The organism is Streptomyces sp. V4I8, assembly GCF_041261225.1.
Lineage (GTDB): Bacteria > Actinomycetota > Actinomycetes > Streptomycetales > Streptomycetaceae > Streptomyces.
The window spans coordinates 7,204,912-7,223,272 of the sequence record NZ_JBGCCN010000001.1 but is presented as its reverse complement, the minus strand read 5'-3'; the positions used below and the strand labels follow the sequence as shown (position 1 = coordinate 7,223,272).

Sequence of the window (18,361 nt, the reverse complement as noted above, 5' to 3'; positions counted from 1 at the left end):
TTCCGCGCCGCAGGCTCTCAGCGCCAGCTGTGCGGTGCCCGGAACCCGGGCTCGCGCTCCAGGCGGCGCCAGCCCGCCTTCGCGCGGCCGCGGTGGGCCGGGGCGGGGTCGGACGGCTGGGCGGCGGCGCGGGCCAGGAGGATCGCCGTGATGGCGGCGACTTCCTCGGGCTCGGCGTGGCCCTTCTCGACGCGGATGTCAGAGGAGTTCATAGGTCACAGTCTCCGTGAGAGAGGTTTCCGCGGGGGTGCCGCGAAGGATCCGCTGGGTTACTGCGGGGGGTTGCCGTGCTTGCGGGACGGCAGGTCGGCGTGCTTGCTCTGGAGCATCGCCAGGGACCTGGCGAGCACCTCGCGGGTCTCGGCGGGGTCGATCACGTCGTCCACCAGGCCGCGCTCGGCCGCGTAGTACGGGTGCATGAGCTCGGACTTGTACTCCTTGACCATGCGGGCCCGCATGGCCTCGGGGTCCTCGGCCTCGGCGATCTGCCGGCGGAAGATGACGTTGGCCGCACCCTCCGCGCCCATCACGGCGATCTCGTTCGTCGGCCAGGCGTAGGTGAGGTCGGCACCGATGGACTGGCTGTCCATGACGATGTAGGCACCTCCGTAGGCCTTGCGCAGGATCAGCGAGATCCTCGGCACGGTGGCGTTGCAGTAGGCGTACAGGAGCTTCGCGCCGTGCCGGATGATTCCGCCGTGTTCCTGGTCGACGCCGGGGAGGAACCCGGGAACGTCCAGGAAAGTGACGATCGGAATGTTAAAAGCGTCACACATCTGGACAAAGCGCGCAGCTTTTTCCGATGCCTCGATGTCCAGGACGCCGGCGAGGGACTGGGGCTGGTTGGCCACGATGCCCACCACCCGGCCGTCCACCCGGGCCAGCGCGCAGATGATGTTCCGCGCCCAGCGCTCGTGGACCTCCAGGTACTCGCCGTCGTCGACGATCTCCTCGATGACCTTGGCCATGTCGTACGGCCGGTTGCCGTCCGCCGGGACCAGGTCGAGCAGGACGTCAGACCGGCGGTCGGCGGCGTCCGTGGACTCCACCCGGGGCGGGTTCTCGCGGTTGTTCTGGGGCAGCAGCGAGAGGAGGTAGCGGACCTCCGCGATGCACGTCTCCTCGTCGTCGTACGCGAAGTGGCAGACGCCGGAGGTCTCGGCGTGCACGTCCGCGCCGCCCAGGCCGTTCTGGGTGATCTCCTCGCCCGTCACCGCCTTGACCACGTCCGGGCCGGTGATGAACATCTGAGACGTCTCACGGACCATGAAGACGAAGTCCGTCAGGGCGGGGCTGTACGCCGCGCCGCCCGCGCACGGGCCGAGCATCACGCTGATCTGCGGGATGACACCGGACGCCTTGGTGTTGCGCTGGAAGATGCCGCCGTAGCCGGCGAGCGCCGAGACGCCTTCCTGGATACGGGCGCCGGCACCGTCGTTGAGGGAGACCAGCGGGGCGCCGGCCGCGATGGCCATGTCCATGATCTTGTGGATCTTCGTGGCGTGGGCCTCGCCCAGCGCGCCGCCGAAGATGCGGAAGTCATGGGCGTAGACGAAGACCGTGCGGCCCTCCACCGTGCCCCAGCCGGTGATGACACCGTCGGTGTACGGCTTCTTGGCCTCCAGGCCGAAACCCTGGGCCCGGTGCCGACGCAGCTGCTCGACCTCCCGGAAGGAACCGGGGTCCAGGAGCAGTTCGATCCGCTCCCGGGCGGTCAGCTTGCCCTTGGCGTGCTGCGCCGTGGTCGCCTTCTCGCTCGGGCCGGCCAGCGCCTGCGCACGAATCTCGTGCAGCTCGGCCGTCCGCCCGCGGGCGTCGATCGGCTCACCCGGTGCCTCATCCAAAACGGTCATGTAGCGACCTTACGAAGGACACCGAGGAAAGCGAGCCGTTGACTCCGTACAGTCTCCGGACCCATTCCCTGTTACCCCTGAACAGAACCATCGCGGCATGCAGCCTTTCCGACTGCTCAGAGGGCGTTCGCGTTGTGGGGGTCGCACAATGACGTCAGCCGAGAGCCACCTCACATCGATGGGTGGCACATACCACCCCCGGAGTGACACGGAGGCGCAGCCGGCGTCCCGTCGAGAGGACCTTGACCGAGTCGTCCGCACGAAGGAGGCGCCGTACGGGGTGGTCCCAGGTGATCTCCAGCGGCTCACCCGTGCGAGGCGGCTCGCTCACGCAGAGCGTAGCGGTACGGCCCCGGCGGCGGAGCAGCACGCTCGCCCCGGCGGAGGCGGTGAGCGGGCCGGCCGTGCCCGGCTGCCAGAAGTTGGCCGCGGTGAGCCCCAGGGAGGGGACGCGCACCGCCTGGCGGGCGCTGTCGTTGGCGAGGACCGACAGCCAGCGGCGGCCCTGTGCGGCCCGCCCCGCGACCTCGCGCCGGCCGGCGCCGGGCATGAGCAGGTAGACGTAGGTCGCGTCCGCCGGGTCCGTGCCGTGGTCCAGCCAGAGGGTCTGCCAGCGGCGGGTGCGGCGCTCGGTCGTGCTGGTGGTGTTGATGTCGGCCCAGGCGCCGGTGCGGTCCTCGCGCAGGGCGCGCAGATCGCCGTAAGCCACCACCCAGCCGCCGTGGCCCTCCAGGTGTGCCCAGCCGGGGCCGCGGACGAAGGCCTGGGTGCCGCCCTCCCCCAGGTTCCGGTTGTCGACGACGGTCTCGACGGGGACGCCGTCGGCGCAGGTGATCCCGGCCCCGAGGCAGATCACGGCGTCCGCGACGCAGAACCACGACTTGCGGGCTTCGAGCGTCGACCACAGGCCCTTCAGGTGCTGTCCGATCGCCGCGTACTCGCCGTCGGTCGTGCCGCCGACCCAGCGCGCGTCGGGCCTGGGCTCGCCCCATTCGCCGCCGGCCTGGTCCGGGAGGCGTTTCGTGGAGACGGTCGTGCCCGGCAGGCGGTACCAGTCGACGGTCGGCCAGTACCAGTCCGTGTACTGGTCGCCGAGGCCGTCCGCCCACCAGGAGAGCATCCCGGCGCCGGTGTGCCAGCCGCGCGGGTTCTCGCCGTTGCCGCACTCGTAGTACGCGATGCGGTCGCTGGCCATGGCGATGTTGGCGACAAAGCCGGGGCGACGGTGGACGGCCCGGTCCATGGCGGCGAAGAGGTGGTGGCCGTCCGGTTCGGGGGCGGCCGGGACCGGTGACCCGGCGACGGTGTGCAGCCGGGCGAGGTCGGCCACGCCGAACTGACGCGCCGTCAAGATCGGGGTGACCGTGTCCCGTTCGATCCATCCCTTGATCCGGCCGTACCAGCGCTCGCGTTCCGCCGCGCTCGCGCCGCCCGCGAGGAGGGCGATCGCGGCGATGATTCCCTGCCCGTGGTAGTGGTCGCCGCGCATCACCTGCCGGTCGTCGCTCTTGAGGTAACCCCGGCTGATGGCACGGCCGTTGACGCTGTCCATCACGAGCCCGTCGTGGATGAGGGGCGCGTAGGCGCGCTCGACGCCGTCGAGGACGATCTGCTTGGCGGGGTCGGTCACCTCCCAGTCGGATCCGGCGAGCAGGGCGAAGAGGCGCCCGAGGCCGTCGAGGAGGACCTGTCCGTAGGTGCCGGAGTAGGCGACCCAGGTGTGCTGCACGAACGAGCCGTCGGCGTAGAGGCCGTCGCCCTTCGTGACGTACGGGAAGACCGGGGAGAGCCCGTCACGGGCGAGGGCGATCTTCGCCGGGGCGCGGCCGAGGATGCCGCGCAGGGCGACGCTGCGGCAGAGGTCGACGCGGTTGGCGCCGGTGGAGGTGCCGGAGTAGTCGGTGAGCATCGCGTCCGGGACGAAGTGGTCGACGGCCGCGCAGGCGGCGGCGATCCGTGCCTCGGCGAGGTGGTCGTAGAGGGCGGCCGTGATGTCCGTCAGCAGGCGCGGGCTGCCGATCTGCCATTCCCACCAGTTGCCGTAGCGGGTGGTGGAGGGGTTGTAGATCGTGGCGGAGAGGTGGTCGAGGCCGCGCAGGACGTCGGCGAGGAGCGCCGGGTCGGCCGTGGAGCCGGTGCCGGGCTGGACGTAGGCCTGGGTCATCGTCCACAGGCGGCCGTAGCTCTGGGTGATGCCGGCGGGCGGGTCGTAGGGGTGGCCCGGCCAGAGGGAGGTGGGGGTGGGCGTCATGGTGGCCCGGAAGCCTCGGGCGAGGGTGCCGGTCTCGGCCAGGCGGGCGGCGTACGGCTCCGCCGCCGGGTCGTAGCCGGAGCCGAGGGCGATGTCGAGCCAGCGGAGGCGGAGGGCGTCGTAGGCGTCGGCGGAGGCTGCGCGGGCGCGGGCGATGTCGAGCCAGCGGAGGCGGAGGGCGTCGTAGGCGTCGGCGGAGGCTGCGCGGGCGGCGGGGGCGGTCGTGGCGAGGAGCGCCGCCGCGAGCAGGACGGCTCGGCGGGTGGGTCTCGTGAGCCCTGTGCGCTGAGAGGTCATGACTTGGGCATCTACCACCTCACCGTAATCACGCCAACACTTTGCGGATGATGTTGAATCCCGAACGGAATAGGTCTACGGTCGGTCGCGTTGATGTAGTTAAAGATTCAACACCACCCTCCCCATCCGAAGGAGCACGTCATGACGAACGTCGACCTGACCACGCTGACCGGCGACTACACGATCGACACGGCCCACTCCACGATCGGCTTCACCGTCCGCCACGCCATGGTCACCAACGTCAAGGGCAAGTTCCTCGACTTCAGTGGCTCGCTGCACCTGGACGGCGGCGACCCGTCCGCGTCCTCGGCGTCGATCGACGTCAAGATGGACAGCATCGACACCGGCTCCGCGGACCGTGACGGCCACCTGAAGAGCGCGGACTTCTTCAAGATCGACGAGTTCCCGACGATGACCTTCCGCTCGACCTCGGCGGAGGCCCTGGGCGACGACGACTACCGCATCACCGGCGACCTGACGATCCTCGGCACCACCAAGCCGCTCACCATCGACCTGGAGTTCAACGGCGCCGCGAAGGACCCCTTCGGCAACGAGCGCGTCGGCTTCGAGGGCAAGGCGGAGATCAAGCGCTCCGAGTGGGGTCTGACCTGGAACGCGGCCCTGGAGACGGGTGGCGTGCTGATCTCCGACAAGATCAAGCTGAACTTCGACATCTCGGCGATCCGGAACGCGTGACGCTTCCGCGCGGGGCGCCGGTGAGCGTGCGGCTCACCGGTGCTTCGTCAACTCCCGCAGGATCGCGGCGACTTGGGCCTCCCGGCCGCGCGGGGTCCGGGCGCGCAGGAGGCCGAGCATGACCTGGTAGCGGTCGGTCCGGCCCAGCTTCTCGAACGCCGCCCGGGCGGCGGGATTCTCCTCCAGCGCGGCGCTCAGCTCGCCCGGCACCCGCGCGTTGCTCTGCGACTCGTAGGCCGCCTCCCACCGTCCGTCCGCCTTGGCGGCGTCCACTTCGGCGAGGCCCGACGGGTGCATACGGCCCTCGGCGGTCAGTTCCGCCACCCGCCGCACGTTGACCATCGACCAGAGGCTGCCGGGCCGGCGGGGGGTGATCCGCTGCGTGAAGTACGACGTGTCGAGCCCCTTGCGCTGCCCCGTGATCCATCCGTGGCACAGGGCCACGTCGTTGACCTCGGCGGCGCTGACGGAGGGAATGCCGGAGCCCTTCTTGGCGACCTTGACCCAGAGGCCGGGGTGCGGGGCGGGGTGCTCGGCCAGCCAGGTGTCGAGGGCGGCGGCGGACTCGAAGGCGAGGGGATCCATACGGGCACGGTAGGCGGGGAAGAGGCCAGGTTCCGTCCTATATGGCCGCCCTGTACGGCTCGAGGAGAGCTTCGGCCTGTTCGCGGGCGTGCGCGATGGGGTCCGGGAAGACGTTCAAGCCGTGGGCGACGAGGGCTCCCTCGTGCAGGAGCATGAGGGTACGGCCCAAGCGGTCCGCGTCGAGCGCGCCGTTCGGCGCATCCGAGGTGATGTCCTCGGCCAGGCCCGTGAACAGGGCCAGCATCCACTCCTTCTGGCCCGTGATGACCGGGTGGGCGGGGTGGGCAGGGTCGCTGATCTCGGCGTGCGCGTTGACCATGCTGCATCCCTTGGAGGCCTGCTCCGCCGACCATGCGCGGGAGGCGTCGAACACGGCCAGGACGCGTGCCCGCGCCGTCGCCTGCGCCGCGTCGAGATGGTCGTCGACGTACCGCGCGAGGAACGCCCTCCAGCGCTCGTCGCGGCCCGCCAGGTACTCCACGACGATCCGCTCCTTGGAGCCGAAGCGGTCGTAGAGCGTCTTCTTGGTCACCCCCGCCTCCGCGGCGATGAGATCCACTCCGACGGCGTGGATTCCGCGCTCGTAGAACAGCCGCTCGGCGGCTTCCAGGACGCGCCGTGCGGCAGGCGTCATCGTGATGCGCTGCGGCTGCTCCGTGGTGGCCATACCCCGAGAGTATACCGATCTGTATAGTGGGGGCCTGGAGTCAGGTATACCGATCTGTCTAGTGGGTGTGATCCCCGTGAACGCTCTGCTCTCGATCGCCTTCGTCCTCTGCTGGAGCTCCGGGTTCATCGGGGCCAAGCTCGGCGCGGGGAGCGCGGCCGCGGTCACGGTCCTGATGTGGCGGTTCCTGCCGCTCGCCGCGATCCTGGTCGTCGTCGCCGCCACGGTGGGGCGCGCGTCGTGGCGGGGCCTCACCGCGCGGGACGCCGCCCGGCAGGCCGCGATCGGGGTGCTGTCGCAGAGCGGCTATCTGCTCACCGTCTACTACGCCATCCAGCTCGGGGTCTCCAGCGGCACCACGGCCCTGATCGACGGGGTTCAGCCGCTCGTCGCCGGAGCGCTGGCCGGACCGCTGCTTCGGCAGTACGTCTCACGCCGGCAGTGGCTCGGCCTGTGCCTGGGGGTGACCGGCGTCGCCATCGTCACCACGGCCGACGCCGCGGCCGCGACCGGCGTCGCCCCGTGGGCCTATCTCGTCCCCTTCCTCGGGATGCTCTCGCTGGTGGCGGCCACCTTCCTGGAGAGCCGCTCCCCCGCGCCGGTCGCGCCCGGGGTGGCGATGACCGTCCACTGCGCCACCAGCGCCGTGCTGTTCACCGTGTTCGCCATGAGCACGGGAACGGCCGCGCCGCCCGCCGAGGCCCGCTTCTGGGCCGCGATCGCCTGGCTCGTCGTCCTGTCCACCTTCGGCGGGTACGGGCTGTACTGGATCATCCTGCGGCGCTCCGGAGTCACCTCGGTCAACGCGCTCATGTTCCTCATGGCGCCGGTCACGGCGGTCTGGGGTGCGCTCATGTTCGGCGAGCCGTTCGGCGTGCAGACGGCCCTCGGCCTGGCCGTCGGCCTCGTCGCCGTCGTCATCGTGCGGGGCCGGGATGCGAAAACCGGTGGCTCCGCTCACCGGGGCCCGCATAACCTGCCCCCGTGTCCAGCCCCGAAGCGTCCAGACTCCGGCCACCGGCTCTCCGGTGGCTGCTCGTGATGTCCGGCTGAATCAGCGCTCGCTACCGCTACCGCACCGCTTTCGCTTCCGCTGCTGCTTCTGCTTCCGCTGCTGCTTCTGCTTCCGGGCTCACTCCGCTGCCGGACGGCCGTTCCACGTGCCGTTTTCGACTTCACCTTCGACTTCGGGTTGCGGAGTTTCTTCATGCCGTTCGCTCTCTTTCTGCTGGGCGTCGCCGTGTTCGCACAGGGGACGTCCGAGTTCATGCTGTCCGGGCTGGTGCCGGACATCGCCCGGGATCTCGGGGTCTCCGTGCCCGCGGCCGGTGCGCTCACCTCGGCCTTCGCCGTGGGGATGGTGATCGGGGCACCGCTCATGGCCGGGCTCGCGCGGCGGTGGTCGCGCCGAGGGGCGTTGCTGGGCTTCCTGGGGGTCTTCCTCGCCGTCCATGTCGTGGGGGCGGTGACCGACAGCTTCGGGGTGCTGGTCGCCACCCGGGTCGTGGGGGCGCTCGCCAACGCCGGGTTCCTGGCCGTGGCCCTCGTCGCGGCCGTCCGGATGGTCGCGCCGGAGGCCACGGGGCGGGCCACGTCGACGCTGCTCGGCGGGGTCACCCTGGCCTGTGTGGTGGGGGTGCCCGCGGGGGCGGTCCTCGGCCAACTCTGGGGCTGGCGCGCGGCGTTCTGGGCCGTGGCGCTGGTGTCCCTGCCCGCCGTGGCGGCCGTGGCGTGGTCCGTCCCCGGCGGCGCTGCGGACTCGGAGCGGCCCGCGCTGCGAGGTGAACTGCGGTCCCTGCGCAGTCCTCGGCTCCGGGTCACGCTGCTCCTGGGCGCCCTCGTGGACGGGGCCACCTTCTGCACCTTCACCTATCTCGCACCCCTGGTCACCCAGGTGACGGGGCTGGAGAGCGGGTGGGTGCCGGTCGTGCTCGCGCTGTTCGGCGCAGGGTCGTTCGTGGGGGTCGGGGTCGGCGGGCGGTTCGCCGATCGGTGGCCCCGGGTGGTGCTGATCGGGGGCGGGAGCGCCCTGTGCCTCGGCTGGGGCGCCCTCGCGCTCGGCGCGGCTACTCCGGCCGTGGCGCTCGGACTCGTCTTCGTGCAGGGCGCCCTCTCCTTCGGAGTCGGGTCCACTCTCATCTCCCAGGCGCTCCACGCGGCGCCCGACGCCCCCACGCTGGCCGGCGGCTTCGCGACGGCCGCGTTCAACCTGGGCGCCGCGCTGGGCCCATGGCTCGGCGGCACAGCCATCGGGGCCGGCCTCGGCTACCGCTCGCCTCTGTGGCTCAGTGCCGCGCTGGTCGCGCTGTCCCTGGGGGTGGCGGGTCTCCCGGGTGGTCCGGGCGGGCGGCGACGTCGGGGCGCGGGACGGGGTCGTAGTCGGGAGGCATCGTCGGCATGACCCTCCACGCAAGGTCGATGCCGGGGCCCTGGGGCGGGTGTCCTGATTTGGGTGTGGCCGGAATTGAGCCCTTGCCGGTGCGCTTACGGGATCCACATAATCCAGCAACAGAATTGACCGGCGCATGTCACTCAGAGGGTGTCCCCATCATCACCCTTTCCCTGTTTGGCATGCCCCTGACTTTCAGCGCTCTCCACGTTCGCATGTCCAACCCCCCACGGAAGGCATCACGTTGAAGAAGCTCCTCACCGCGCTCAAGAGATGCGCGGCCCTCGGCGCCGCCGCTCTCGCGATCGTCAGCCTTCAGCCCGTCTCGGCCGCGCACGCCGCGGATTCGCGTGTCGTCGGCGGAACCCGTGCCACGCAGGGCGAGTTCCCGTTCATGGTCCGGCTCTCCATGGGCTGTGGCGGCGCTCTCTACACCCAGCAGATCGTGCTCACCGCCGCGCACTGTGTGGGCTCGACCGGCGCCAACACCAGCATCACGGCCACCGCCGGTGTCGTGGACCTGCAGTCCACCAGCGGCCGGGTCCAGGTCCGCTCCACGTACGTGTACCGGGCCCCCGGCTACAACGGCAACGGCAAGGACTGGGCGCTCATCAAGCTCGCCCAGCCCATCAATCTGCCGACGCTGAAGATCGCCACCACCACGCAGTACAACACCGGCACCTTCACCGTCGCCGGCTGGGGCGCAGCCACCGAGGGCGGCGGCCAGCAGCGCTACATGCTCAAGGCCAACGTGCCGTTCGTCAGCGACGCCCAGTGCCGTGCCTACAGCGGCTACAGCGGCCTCATCGCGAGCGAGGAGATCTGCGCCGGCCTCCCGTCCGGCGGCGTCGACACCTGCCAGGGTGACTCCGGCGGCCCGATGTTCCGCCGGGACGCCAGCAACGCCTGGATCCAGGTCGGCATCGTCAGCTGGGGCATAGGCTGCGCCCGGCCGAACGCGCCGGGCGTCTACACCGAGGTCTCGACCTTCGCCTCCGCCATCGCCTCGGCCGCGGCCTCTCTCTGACCTGCCGGCTCTCTGACCCGCCGGCTCTCTCTGACCTGTCGGCTCTCTGACCTGCCGGCTCTCTCTGACCTGCCTGCTCTCTGAGTTGCCGTATCGCTGCTTTCTCGCGGGCCCGGTGTCTTCGGACGCCGGGCCCGTGCCGTTCGTGCTCTGCCTTGTGCGCTCTGCCGTGTGCGCTCCGGACAACCGGCCCGGGATGAAGCTCAGAAGCCTCCCCCGCCGTCGAAGCCTCCCCCGCCGATGTCCCCTCCGCCGAACCCGCCGCCGAAGTCCCCGGCGTCGAAGTCCGCTCCGGACACGTCACCGCCCTCGTAGCCGCCGCCGTAGCCGTAGCCCGCCCCGTAGTCGGCCGCGTAGGCGGGGGCGGCCATCATGCTGCCCAGCATCGTGCCGATGAGGAGGCCGGGGAGGATGCCGCCGCCGAAGTAGCCGCCTGCCCAGGGACCGTAGGCCGGACCGGCGTCCCAGTACGGGCGGCGGCCGTACTCCGTGTCGACCTCGCGGATCACGGGGTCGCGGCCTTCGGCCAGCCGGGTCCGGTCGGCCGCGCAGACCGGGACCTCCCGGGCGGCGCCGCCGGGCGGCGTCCACGTCTCGTCGGCCACCGCCGTGCCGTGCCGGGGGTCGAAGAAGCACGGCGGGCGGCGCTCCGGGAGGGGCCGGTCCTCCCGGCGGGCGGCCAGCCGGGTGAGGGAGAAGCGGCCGTCCGCCAGGGCCTGGGTGACCGCCTTGACCTCCTCCGGTCTGCGGGCGGCGTCCATGAGCCGCTTCGCCTGCTCGTAGGCGTCCAGCGCACTCTCGTAGTCCGCGCGCATCGCGTCGTCGGCGCCGGGTTCGGCCGGGTGGAAGTCCAGGCGGTCCAGTTCCTCGCCGAAGGCGGTGATGTCCTCGTCGACCACGACCCGCAGCTTCTCCAGCGCCGCCCGCTGCTCCTCCTCGCGGCGTCGCCGGTTGCGCTTCACCAGCGCGTAGGCGCCCGCGCCGCCCGCCACCAGGACCGCGCCGACGGCGATCAGCCCGCTGACGTCCACGCCGTCGCCGCCCCCGCCGTCGCTCCAGCTCGCGGGGGCCGAGCCGCCCACGTTCCGCAGCGCCGCGTCGACGAAGTCGTTCAGCTGGGCCTTGGGGTCACCGGCGCTCTGCACCGAGGCGACCAGGTTGTCCACCGCCTGCCGGGACATCACGGAGGAGTCGGCCGCGGCATCGAAGCGATCATCGACGCGGACGCCGTACAGGCCCGTGACACCGGTCTCCGTACGGAGGTTCAGCAGGAGGTTCTGCGTCGGCTGGTCGGCCGGGAGGACGGCGACGAAGACGGGCTTGTCGGCATCCTTGATCTTGTCGGCGAGCGCTTCGGCGTCAGCCGACGACAGCTGGTCGGAGGCGGCGGGGTCCACATAGACGGGTTCCTCGCGCAGCGCCTCGGCGACCTTCGAGAGGTCCGTGGCCGCGTGCGCGCCGGGCGTACCGGCCATGAGCACCGCGACCGTCGCGGCGACCGGCACGACAACTGCGCGCATGAGGCCCCGGAACAGCGGAGTCCTCATACCTTCGACGCTACCTGATGGGCCGGGAAAAGGGATCGGTCCCGGTGGCTGGAATCCCACCGGGACCGAATCCGCACAGGTCCTGACGTCCGCTGTCCTACGACGGCTCAGGCCGCCCGGTAGGCCGCGCTCAGCCGCTCCACCGCCGCCCCGTACCGTCCCGTCAGCAGCAGATGGTCGGCCTCGGCGAAGGGCTTGGCCATCGCCTCGGTGATCGTCGTGCCGGCCCTCCGCTGGACGATCAGCCGGGCCTTGGTGACGAGCGCGCGGCCCGCCCGGTCCGCCCCGGCCCGCTCGGCGGCCTCGGCCGCGACGCCGAGCGCCTTGAGGGTCTCGGTGCCGCCTTCGGGCACCTTGGTGAGCGTGGTCAGGCCCCAGCCGTACGGGAAGCGCGGGTCGTACGACGTCTCGCCGACGTTGATCGGCAGCTGTGCCTCCGACTTCGGCCAGGTGACGGGGAGCTGCCCGGTGAAGGGCCGCCTGCCGTAGAGGACGTCGGCCACGCCGTCGCCCTCGGTGCCCGGCAGCCAGGACGCGACCAGGGCGTCGATCCCGGCGAGCCTCTCGTCGTCGATCAGCTGCGGGCGCCCGGAGACGATCAGCACCGCGCACGTCATCGCGCCGCACACCTTGTCGACGGCGGCCCGGTCGGCGGCGCTCAGCTCCAGGTCGTGGCCGTTGCCGACGTCACCGGCCCCCTCGGCGTACGGGGTCTCTCCGACGACGACCACACCGACGTCATGGCCGTCCGTCGGCGCCGAGGCGTCCTTGGAGTAGGTCAGCCGCGGGGAGCTCTTCCGCATCGCCTCCAGGATCGTCGTACCGGGGGTGAGGTCCCCGGAGGAGCCCTGCCAGGTGATCGTCCAGCCGCCGCTCTGGTTGCCGATGTCGTCGGCGTTCGATCCGGCGACGTAGACCTTCTGCGACTTCCGCAGGGGCAGCACGGCGCTCGTGTTCTTCAGCAGCACCTGCGACTCGGCCGCCGCCCGCCGGGCCACAGCCCGGTGTTCGGCGGACCCGATCCTCGCCGCGCCGCTCGTGTCGGCGTACGGCTTCTCGAAGAGGCCGAGGCGGAACTTCTGCGTGAGGATCCGGGAGACGGCGTCGTCGATCCGCGCCTCGTCGACCCGCCCGGCGCGGACCTCCTGGACGAGCGTGGTGTGGAAGTCCCGGAAGGCGTACGGGGCCATGATCATGTCGAGGCCCGCGTTGACCGACGTACGGATGTCCGAGGCGTAGTCGCCGGGGAGCTGGTCGATGCCGTTCCAGTCGCTGATGACGAAGCCGTCGAAGCCCATCCGGTCCTTGAGCACGCCGTTGATCATGTCGGCGCGGCCGTGCATCTTGACCGGGCCCTGCCCGTCGCCGATCAGGTCGAGGGAGGAGTACGACGGCATGACGGTGCCGACGCCGCGGTCGACGGCCGTCTCGTACGGCGCCAGGTGCACGGCCTCCAGCTGCTCCCGGGTGGTCTTGGTGACGCCCTGGTCGATGGTGTACGTCCCGGTGGTGGAGGAGCCGTACGCGGTGCCGCCGTCGGCGACGAAGTGTTTGGCGGTGGCGAGGACCTTGTCGGCGTCCTTGAGGTCCTTGCCGTTCGCGGCGCCCTGGAGGCCCTGGATGATCGTCTCCATGGACTCGACGAGGGCCGGGTCCTCGCCGAAGGACTCGTACGCCCGTCCCCACCGGTCGTCCCGCGTCACGCACAGGCAGGGCGCGAAGTCCCAGGGGATGCCGGTGGCCCGCGTCTCGGCGGCCGTCACCGCGCCGGCCTGGTGGGCGAGCGCGGGGTCCCGGGTCGCGCCGAGGCCGATGTTGTGCGGCAGGATCGTCGCGCCGACCAGGTTGTTGTGGCCGTGCACCGCGTCGACGCCGTAGATCAGCGGGATCTGGAACCTCGTCGCCTGCGCGCGGAGCTGGAAGCCGTCGATCATCCTGGCCCAGGCCTCGGCGGTGTTGGGCGTCGGCGTGGAGCCGCCGCCGGAGAGGATCGAGCCGAGGTCGTACGCGGTCACGTCACCCGGGTTCGACAGCGCTCCGCGCTCGGCCTGGGTCATCTGCCCGGCCTTCTCCGCCAGGGACATCCGCGAGAGGAGGTCGGCGACGCGCCTGCCCACCGGCAACCTGCTGTCGAGATACGGCAGTCCGTGCGCGTCGACGACGACCTGCGGGGTCTCGGCCGGGGGCTTGGCACCGGTGACGGTCAGCTTCAGCGGGATCGTCTCGGCGGGCTCGGCGGACCTGTCCCGGCGGGTGGGTACGCGGATCTCACGGGTGGTGCCGGATGCCGTGCCCGCCGGGAAGGTGACGCTTCCCTCGACCGGGGTGTAGTCCGTGCCGGGGTCGGCGGTGCCGCCGGTGGTCTCGTAGGTGACGGTGACCGGCTCGTCGACGGGGACGGAGCCGGTCGTGGCGACGGTGAGGCGCACGACCGCCGTACGGCCCTCGTCGGTCGGGTACACGGCGGAGTCGGTGCGGACGGAGGCCTTCAGTGACTGGTCGGCCCTGCCGTACAACTCGACGCCGTCCATGGCGAACTCGCCCTTGACGCCGACGGGGAGGGTGACGGAGTAGCCCCAGCTCTCGGTGAGGCCGAGGATGTGGTCGATGCCGCCGACGGGCTGGTAGTCGGTGCGGTACGTGAAGTCGGTGAAGGGCAGCTCGATCTGTTTCCAGCCGGTGAAGTCGTCCGTGAAGGAGGTCGTCCACAGCTCGGAGGCCTCGCCGTTCGCACCGCCGTCCTTGAGCTCGAAGGCGATCCTCCTGCCGTTGTTCCGGCCGTCCCACCAGAAGCGGATGCCCCGGTGGGCGGACCAGTCGTGGGCGGGTTCGGCGAAGGCGAAGTCGTGGGTGAAGCCGCCGTAACCGCTGATGTCGTACGCGCCGGAGAGGACCTTCTCGCCCTCGGGCGCGTCGTCCCGGGCGGTCAACTCGAGGGCGGGCGGGTCGTCGTTGTCGCTGCCCCAGGTGAAGAGGGACTCGGCGGGCGGATTCGCGAAGGGGACCTCGCCCTCGAAGCGGTCGACGGGGACCGGGGCGGGGTCGTCGGCGCCGGACGCGGAGCCCGCGGTGGTGAGCGGGAGCAGGGTGGTCAGCAAGGCGGCGGAGGCGAGCAGGGCGGTTCTTCGCATGGAACGTCCCTCGACTCTCAGACGTCAACATATGACTTAGCTCACGCCATGAGTTAACTGGTGGTGCCGATTGGCGTCAAGAGTTCACGTCAGGACAGGAGGTCACTCAACTCCCGGCCGGATCAGAGGTGTTGTTCCTTCAGCAACTGAACGCGCGGGCGTGCGCCGAGCTGTGGGGCCGACCGGCCGGTGCGCCTCAGGCGTACGGCTGGCCGATGCCCAGCAGATTGCCCTCGCTGTCGTGGAACCAGGCGGCACGCTCCCCGCGGAAGCCCTTGGTCGGGTAGTGCCCCTCGATGTCGGCGATGCCGTCCGTGGTGCGGAACCCGGGGACGTCGACCTCCTCGAACTCGACGCCGCGCCGCCGGAGTTCCGCGACCACCGCCTCGACGTCGTCGACCTGCCAGCCCATCTGGGTGAAGGTGCCGGGCGAGGCTCCGGTCGACCGGTACACGGCGAACTCCGTGCCCCCGCACCGGTACAGCAGCCCGCCCGGCCGTTCGTCGGCCGGCTCCAGACCGAGCTTCTCGGCGTAGAAGCGCCGGGCCCGCTCCAGGTCCTGGGCGGGCAGGCGGGTCGCCACCTGCCCCCGGGCGAGGAAGTGCCTGGCGTCCGTGTCCTTGTCCCCGGCTTTGTCGTCCATGGCTCCACTGTGCCGTGGACGACCGGCCCGGGGGCGGCGGCGAGGTCCGTTCGGCCTACTCGGCCGGCGTCACCCCGGCCCGCAGCAGCCCGTACGTGTACGCGTCCTCCAGGGCCTGCCAGGACGCCGCGATGACGTTCTCGGCGACGCCGACCGTGGACCACTCCCCCGCCCCGTCGGACGTGGAGATCAGGACGCGGGTCGTGGACTGGGTGCCGTGCACGCCCTCCAGGATGCGGACCTTGTAGTCGACGAGGTCCAGCTTGGCGAGCTGGGGGTAGATCTTCTCCAGGGCGACCCGGAGCGCGCGGTCGAGGGCGTTGACCGGGCCGTTGCCCTCCGCCGTGGCGACGATGCGCTCGCCCTTGGCGAAGAGCTTGACCGTGGCCTCGTTGGCGTGGGTGCCGTCGGGGCGGTCCTCGACGATCGCCCGCCAGGACTCGACGCCGAAGTACTTCAGCGGCTTGCCCTCGACCTCGGCGCGCAGGAGGAGTTCGAAGCTCGCGTCCGCCGCCTCGTACGTGTAGCCCTTGAGCTCGCGCTCCTTGACCCGCTCGACCACCCGGCCGACCAGCTCACGGTCGCCGCCCAGGTCGATGCCGAGTTCCTTGCCCTTGAGCTCGACGGAGGCGCGGCCGGCCATGTCGGAGACCAGCATCCGCATGGTGTTGCCGACCTGCTCGGGGTCGATGTGCTGGTACAGGTCCGGGTCGACCTTGATCGCGGAGGCGTGCAGGCCGGCCTTGTGCGCGAAGGCGGAGACACCGACGTAGGGCTGGTGCGTGGACGGGGTGAGGTTGACGACCTCGGCGATGGCGTGCGAGATGCGGGTCATCTCGCGCAGGTGGCCGTCGGGGAGGACCTTCTTGCCGTACTTCAGCTCCAGGGCCGCCACCACCGGGAACAGGTTGGCGTTGCCGACCCGCTCGCCGTAGCCGTTCGCCGTGCACTGGACGTGGGTCGCGCCCGCGTCGACCGCGGCGAGGGTGTTGGCGACCGCGCAGCCGGTGTCGTCCTGGGCGTGGATGCCGAGCCGGGCGCCGGTGTCGGCGAGGACGGTGGAGACGACGGCCTGGACCTGGGCGGGGAGCATGCCGCCGTTGGTGTCGCAGAGGATGACGACGTCCGCGCCGGCCTCCGAGGCCGTACGGACGACGGATTTCGCGTACTCGGGGTTGGCGCGGTAGCCGTCGAAGAAGTGCTCGCAGTCGACGAAGACGCGACGGCCCTGCTCGCTCAGGTAGGACACCGTGTCGCGGACCATCTCCAGGTTCTCGTCGAGCGTGGTGCGCAGGGCGAGCTCGACGTGCCGGTCGTGGGACTTCGCAACCAGGGTGATCACCGGGGCGCCGGACTCCAGCAGCGCCTTGACCTGCGGATCCTCGCTCGCCTTGGCGCCCGCGCGGCGGGTCGCGCCGAAGGCGACCAGCTGGGCGTGCTTGAAGTCGATCTCCTGCTGGGCGCGCGCGAAGAACTCGGTGTCCCGCGGGTTGGCTCCGGGCCAGCCGCCCTCGATGAAGCCCACGCCGAAGTCGTCCAGGTGCCGTGCGATGGCCAGCTTGTCGGCGACGGTGAGGTTGATGCCCTCCCGCTGGGCGCCGTCGCGCAGGGTGGTGTCGAAGACGTGGAACGAGTCGTCGGGCTCGCTGGTTTCCGTCATGGTCGTAAGGCTCCTGTGTTGGATCTCGGTCTACCGGAATGACCGGTTCCACCGCCCCCACCTATGGTCCCTCACGCTCTCCGCCCGGCTGCGGGTGGGCCGGGAAACAGAAAAACCTCTCGCGGGTGCGAGAGGTCTGCGCGCGGGTCGAGGACGACGGTGTCCACCCGTACCTGGTCGTACGTGATGGTCACTGCGGACCGGCGCGCCTGCTGCCAATAATCATGGCGAACGAGAGCACGGGGGCAGTCTGGCACAGGTCGCCCCCGTGCTCACCGTCCGTCTCAGGATGCGAGCACTGGGTTGATCACCGCAGGCGGCGCAGGAAGCCGTCGGTCACGCCGTTGGTGTCGCCGGTGACCAGCTGGGCGGAGCCGGAACCCAGGCCTAGGAGCTTGTCGTCGCCGCCGAACGAGGTGGCGTAGACGCTCTCGTCGGTGACGGGGCCGCCGGTGACCGACTCGCTGGCCAGGCTGGAGGTGCCGGTGCGCAGATCCCGTACGTAGATGTTGTCCTGGCCCTGCTCGGCCCTGAATCCGTAGGCGACATAACGGCCGTTGCCGCTGATCTCGGCACCGGCGATGACCGCGGGGCCGCCGGGGCCGCCGTGGGCGATGCCACGGGTGGTGTCGTTGCGCAGGTCGCGCACATAGGTGCTGGTGCTGGCCGCGGTGCCGTCCGGGAGCAGGTCGTCGCCGCGGTAGGTGAAGGCGACGTAGCGGCCGTCCGCCGAGAGCGAGGGGTCCAGGCCGTAGTACTGGGCGGGCGTGCCCTGCGGGGTGACGTCGACCCGTTCCTCGGTGCCGGTGCGGCGGTCGTGCACCATCATCGCGCCGCCCCCGCCACGCGGGCCGAACCGGTCGTAGACCACGTAACGGCCGTCCGCGCTCATGTCCAGGTGGTACGAGCCCCACTCCGGTTGGTCACGGTTGGTGGTCCGCTCGATGGTGCCGGTGCGGCGGTCGGTGACGTACACGGCGGGGTAGATGACCGTCTGGCCGGACTCCATCCGGTTGGGCCGGGCGGTGAAGGCGACGTACCGGCCGTCGTCGGAGATCGCGGCGGCGCCGTGCGCGTAGGCCGAGCCGCCGTCGAGGGTCTCGCTGACCCGCTCGGTGCGGTGGGTGACCCGGTCGTGGACGTAGACGTCCTGGGCCCAGTACTCCTTCGGCGCCGGCCAGTCGGTGAGGTTGTCGGCGGTCGAGACGAGCACGACGTACCGCCCGTTGGCGCTGATGGCGACGGGCTTGGTGCCGCCGTCGGCCTGGGTGCCGTCGGAGGTGAGGCTGATCCGCTCCACCCGGCCCGTGCGCAGGTCGCGTACGAAGCTGTCCTCCACTCCGTTCGTGTCCCCGGCCACGAGGTTCGGCGCGTGGGAGGCGAACGCGGCGTAGCGGCCGTTCGCGCTCAGCTGGGGTCCTGCTGCGTAGTCGGTGCCCTGTTCTCCTGTGCTGGACACGGTGATCCGCTCGGTGGACGGGACTCCGGGCGCTGCGCTCACCGACGTCGCAGTGAGCGCCACCGCGGCGGTGACGAGGGCGGCGGCGAGCGCGGTGGGTGTGCTGGCGTACAAGATCTGTTCCCCCTGTTGTGGTGCCGGCTCCCTACGAGGCAA

General features: G+C 71.1%; 14 protein-coding genes. 4 read left to right on the top strand and 10 right to left on the bottom strand.

The window, feature by feature from the left end:
• Positions 1-17: 17 nt before the first annotated feature.
• From ABIE67_RS32935 to ABIE67_RS32925, 3 genes are all read right to left on the bottom strand, one after another.
• The gene (locus ABIE67_RS32935) at positions 18-212 is read right to left on the bottom strand and encodes an acyl-CoA carboxylase subunit epsilon (RefSeq protein ID WP_370265029.1); all 195 of its coding nucleotides are present in this window, start codon (positions 210-212) and stop codon (positions 18-20) included.
• A 57-nt stretch (positions 213-269) separates the two neighbouring features.
• Positions 270-1,853, bottom strand: coding sequence for an acyl-CoA carboxylase subunit beta (locus ABIE67_RS32930; RefSeq protein WP_370265028.1), 1,584 nt, complete (start codon positions 1,851-1,853; stop codon positions 270-272).
• Between the two features lie 154 nt (positions 1,854-2,007).
• Entirely contained in the window at positions 2,008-4,401 is a 2,394-nt protein-coding gene (locus ABIE67_RS32925) for a polysaccharide lyase 8 family protein (protein WP_370265027.1), read from the bottom strand.
• 141 nt (positions 4,402-4,542) lie between these two features.
• On the opposite strand from ABIE67_RS32925, the gene ABIE67_RS32920 reads away from it, so the two are divergent.
• Positions 4,543-5,097 carry a YceI family protein gene (locus ABIE67_RS32920; protein ID WP_370265026.1) on the top strand — a complete coding sequence of 185 codons (555 nt, stop codon included), beginning with the start codon at positions 4,543-4,545 and terminating at the stop codon, positions 5,095-5,097.
• A gap of 33 nt (positions 5,098-5,130) precedes the next feature.
• Here ABIE67_RS32920 and ABIE67_RS32915 read toward each other — a convergent pair whose 3' ends face one another.
• Together ABIE67_RS32915 and ABIE67_RS32910 are read right to left on the bottom strand one after the other, a co-directional pair.
• Positions 5,131-5,682 carry a YdeI family protein gene (locus ABIE67_RS32915; RefSeq protein WP_370265025.1) on the bottom strand — a complete coding sequence of 184 codons (552 nt, stop codon included), beginning with the start codon at positions 5,680-5,682 and terminating at the stop codon, positions 5,131-5,133.
• A 37-nt stretch (positions 5,683-5,719) separates the two neighbouring features.
• The gene (locus ABIE67_RS32910; RefSeq protein ID WP_370265024.1) at positions 5,720-6,349 is read right to left on the bottom strand and encodes a TetR/AcrR family transcriptional regulator; all 630 of its coding nucleotides are present in this window, start codon (positions 6,347-6,349) and stop codon (positions 5,720-5,722) included.
• 76 nt (positions 6,350-6,425) lie between these two features.
• On the opposite strand from ABIE67_RS32910, the gene ABIE67_RS32905 reads away from it, so the two are divergent.
• From ABIE67_RS32905 to ABIE67_RS32895, 3 genes are all read left to right on the top strand, one after another.
• Positions 6,426-7,391 carry a DMT family transporter gene (locus ABIE67_RS32905; RefSeq protein ID WP_370265023.1) on the top strand — a complete coding sequence of 322 codons (966 nt, stop codon included), beginning with the start codon at positions 6,426-6,428 and terminating at the stop codon, positions 7,389-7,391.
• A 165-nt stretch (positions 7,392-7,556) separates the two neighbouring features.
• Positions 7,557-8,750, top strand: coding sequence for a Cmx/CmrA family chloramphenicol efflux MFS transporter (locus tag ABIE67_RS32900; RefSeq protein WP_370265022.1), 1,194 nt, complete (start codon positions 7,557-7,559; stop codon positions 8,748-8,750).
• A gap of 232 nt (positions 8,751-8,982) precedes the next feature.
• Positions 8,983-9,765, top strand: coding sequence for a trypsin-like serine protease (locus ABIE67_RS32895; RefSeq protein ID WP_370265021.1), 783 nt, complete (start codon positions 8,983-8,985; stop codon positions 9,763-9,765).
• Between the two features lie 203 nt (positions 9,766-9,968).
• On the opposite strand, the gene ABIE67_RS32890 is transcribed toward ABIE67_RS32895, so the two are convergent.
• The 5 genes from ABIE67_RS32890 to ABIE67_RS32870 all read right to left on the bottom strand — a co-directional run bounded on the left by ABIE67_RS32890 (position 9,969) and on the right by ABIE67_RS32870 (position 18,319).
• Positions 9,969-11,312 carry a hypothetical protein gene (locus ABIE67_RS32890; protein WP_370265020.1) on the bottom strand — a complete coding sequence of 448 codons (1,344 nt, stop codon included), beginning with the start codon at positions 11,310-11,312 and terminating at the stop codon, positions 9,969-9,971.
• Between the two features lie 107 nt (positions 11,313-11,419).
• Complete coding sequence (locus ABIE67_RS32885) at positions 11,420-14,443, bottom strand: glycoside hydrolase family 3 N-terminal domain-containing protein (protein ID WP_370265019.1); 3,024 nt, start codon at positions 14,441-14,443, stop codon at positions 11,420-11,422.
• 196 nt (positions 14,444-14,639) lie between these two features.
• Positions 14,640-15,086, bottom strand: a complete 447-nt coding sequence (locus ABIE67_RS32880) for a VOC family protein (RefSeq protein ID WP_370265018.1) — start codon at positions 15,084-15,086, stop codon at positions 14,640-14,642.
• 55 nt (positions 15,087-15,141) lie between these two features.
• Complete coding sequence (gene cimA / locus ABIE67_RS32875) at positions 15,142-16,746, bottom strand: citramalate synthase (protein ID WP_370265017.1); 1,605 nt, start codon at positions 16,744-16,746, stop codon at positions 15,142-15,144.
• Positions 16,747-17,053: 307 nt separating this feature from the next.
• Complete coding sequence (locus ABIE67_RS32870) at positions 17,054-18,319, bottom strand: TolB family protein (protein ID WP_370265016.1); 1,266 nt, start codon at positions 18,317-18,319, stop codon at positions 17,054-17,056.
• Between the last annotated feature and the right edge of the window lie 42 nt (positions 18,320-18,361).

Excerpts from the sequence above, each read along its gene's own strand:
- ABIE67_RS32935 (WP_370265029.1), bottom strand. The coding sequence starts at position 212 with ATGAACTCCTCTGACATCCGCGTCGAGAAGGGCCACGCCGAGCCCGAG.
- ABIE67_RS32930 (WP_370265028.1), bottom strand. The coding sequence starts at position 1,853 with ATGACCGTTTTGGATGAGGCACCGGGTGAGCCGATCGACGCCCGCGGG.
- ABIE67_RS32925 (WP_370265027.1), bottom strand. The coding sequence starts at position 4,401 with ATGACCTCTCAGCGCACAGGGCTCACGAGACCCACCCGCCGAGCCGTC.
- ABIE67_RS32920 (WP_370265026.1), top strand. The coding sequence starts at position 4,543 with ATGACGAACGTCGACCTGACCACGCTGACCGGCGACTACACGATCGAC.
- ABIE67_RS32915 (WP_370265025.1), bottom strand. The coding sequence starts at position 5,682 with ATGGATCCCCTCGCCTTCGAGTCCGCCGCCGCCCTCGACACCTGGCTG.
- ABIE67_RS32910 (WP_370265024.1), bottom strand. The coding sequence starts at position 6,349 with ATGGCCACCACGGAGCAGCCGCAGCGCATCACGATGACGCCTGCCGCA.
- ABIE67_RS32900 (WP_370265022.1), top strand. The coding sequence starts at position 7,557 with ATGCCGTTCGCTCTCTTTCTGCTGGGCGTCGCCGTGTTCGCACAGGGG.
- ABIE67_RS32890 (WP_370265020.1), bottom strand. The coding sequence starts at position 11,312 with ATGAGGACTCCGCTGTTCCGGGGCCTCATGCGCGCAGTTGTCGTGCCG.
- ABIE67_RS32885 (WP_370265019.1), bottom strand. The coding sequence starts at position 14,443 with ATGCGAAGAACCGCCCTGCTCGCCTCCGCCGCCTTGCTGACCACCCTG.
- ABIE67_RS32880 (WP_370265018.1), bottom strand. The coding sequence starts at position 15,086 with ATGGACGACAAAGCCGGGGACAAGGACACGGACGCCAGGCACTTCCTC.
- cimA (WP_370265017.1), bottom strand. The coding sequence starts at position 16,746 with ATGACGGAAACCAGCGAGCCCGACGACTCGTTCCACGTCTTCGACACC.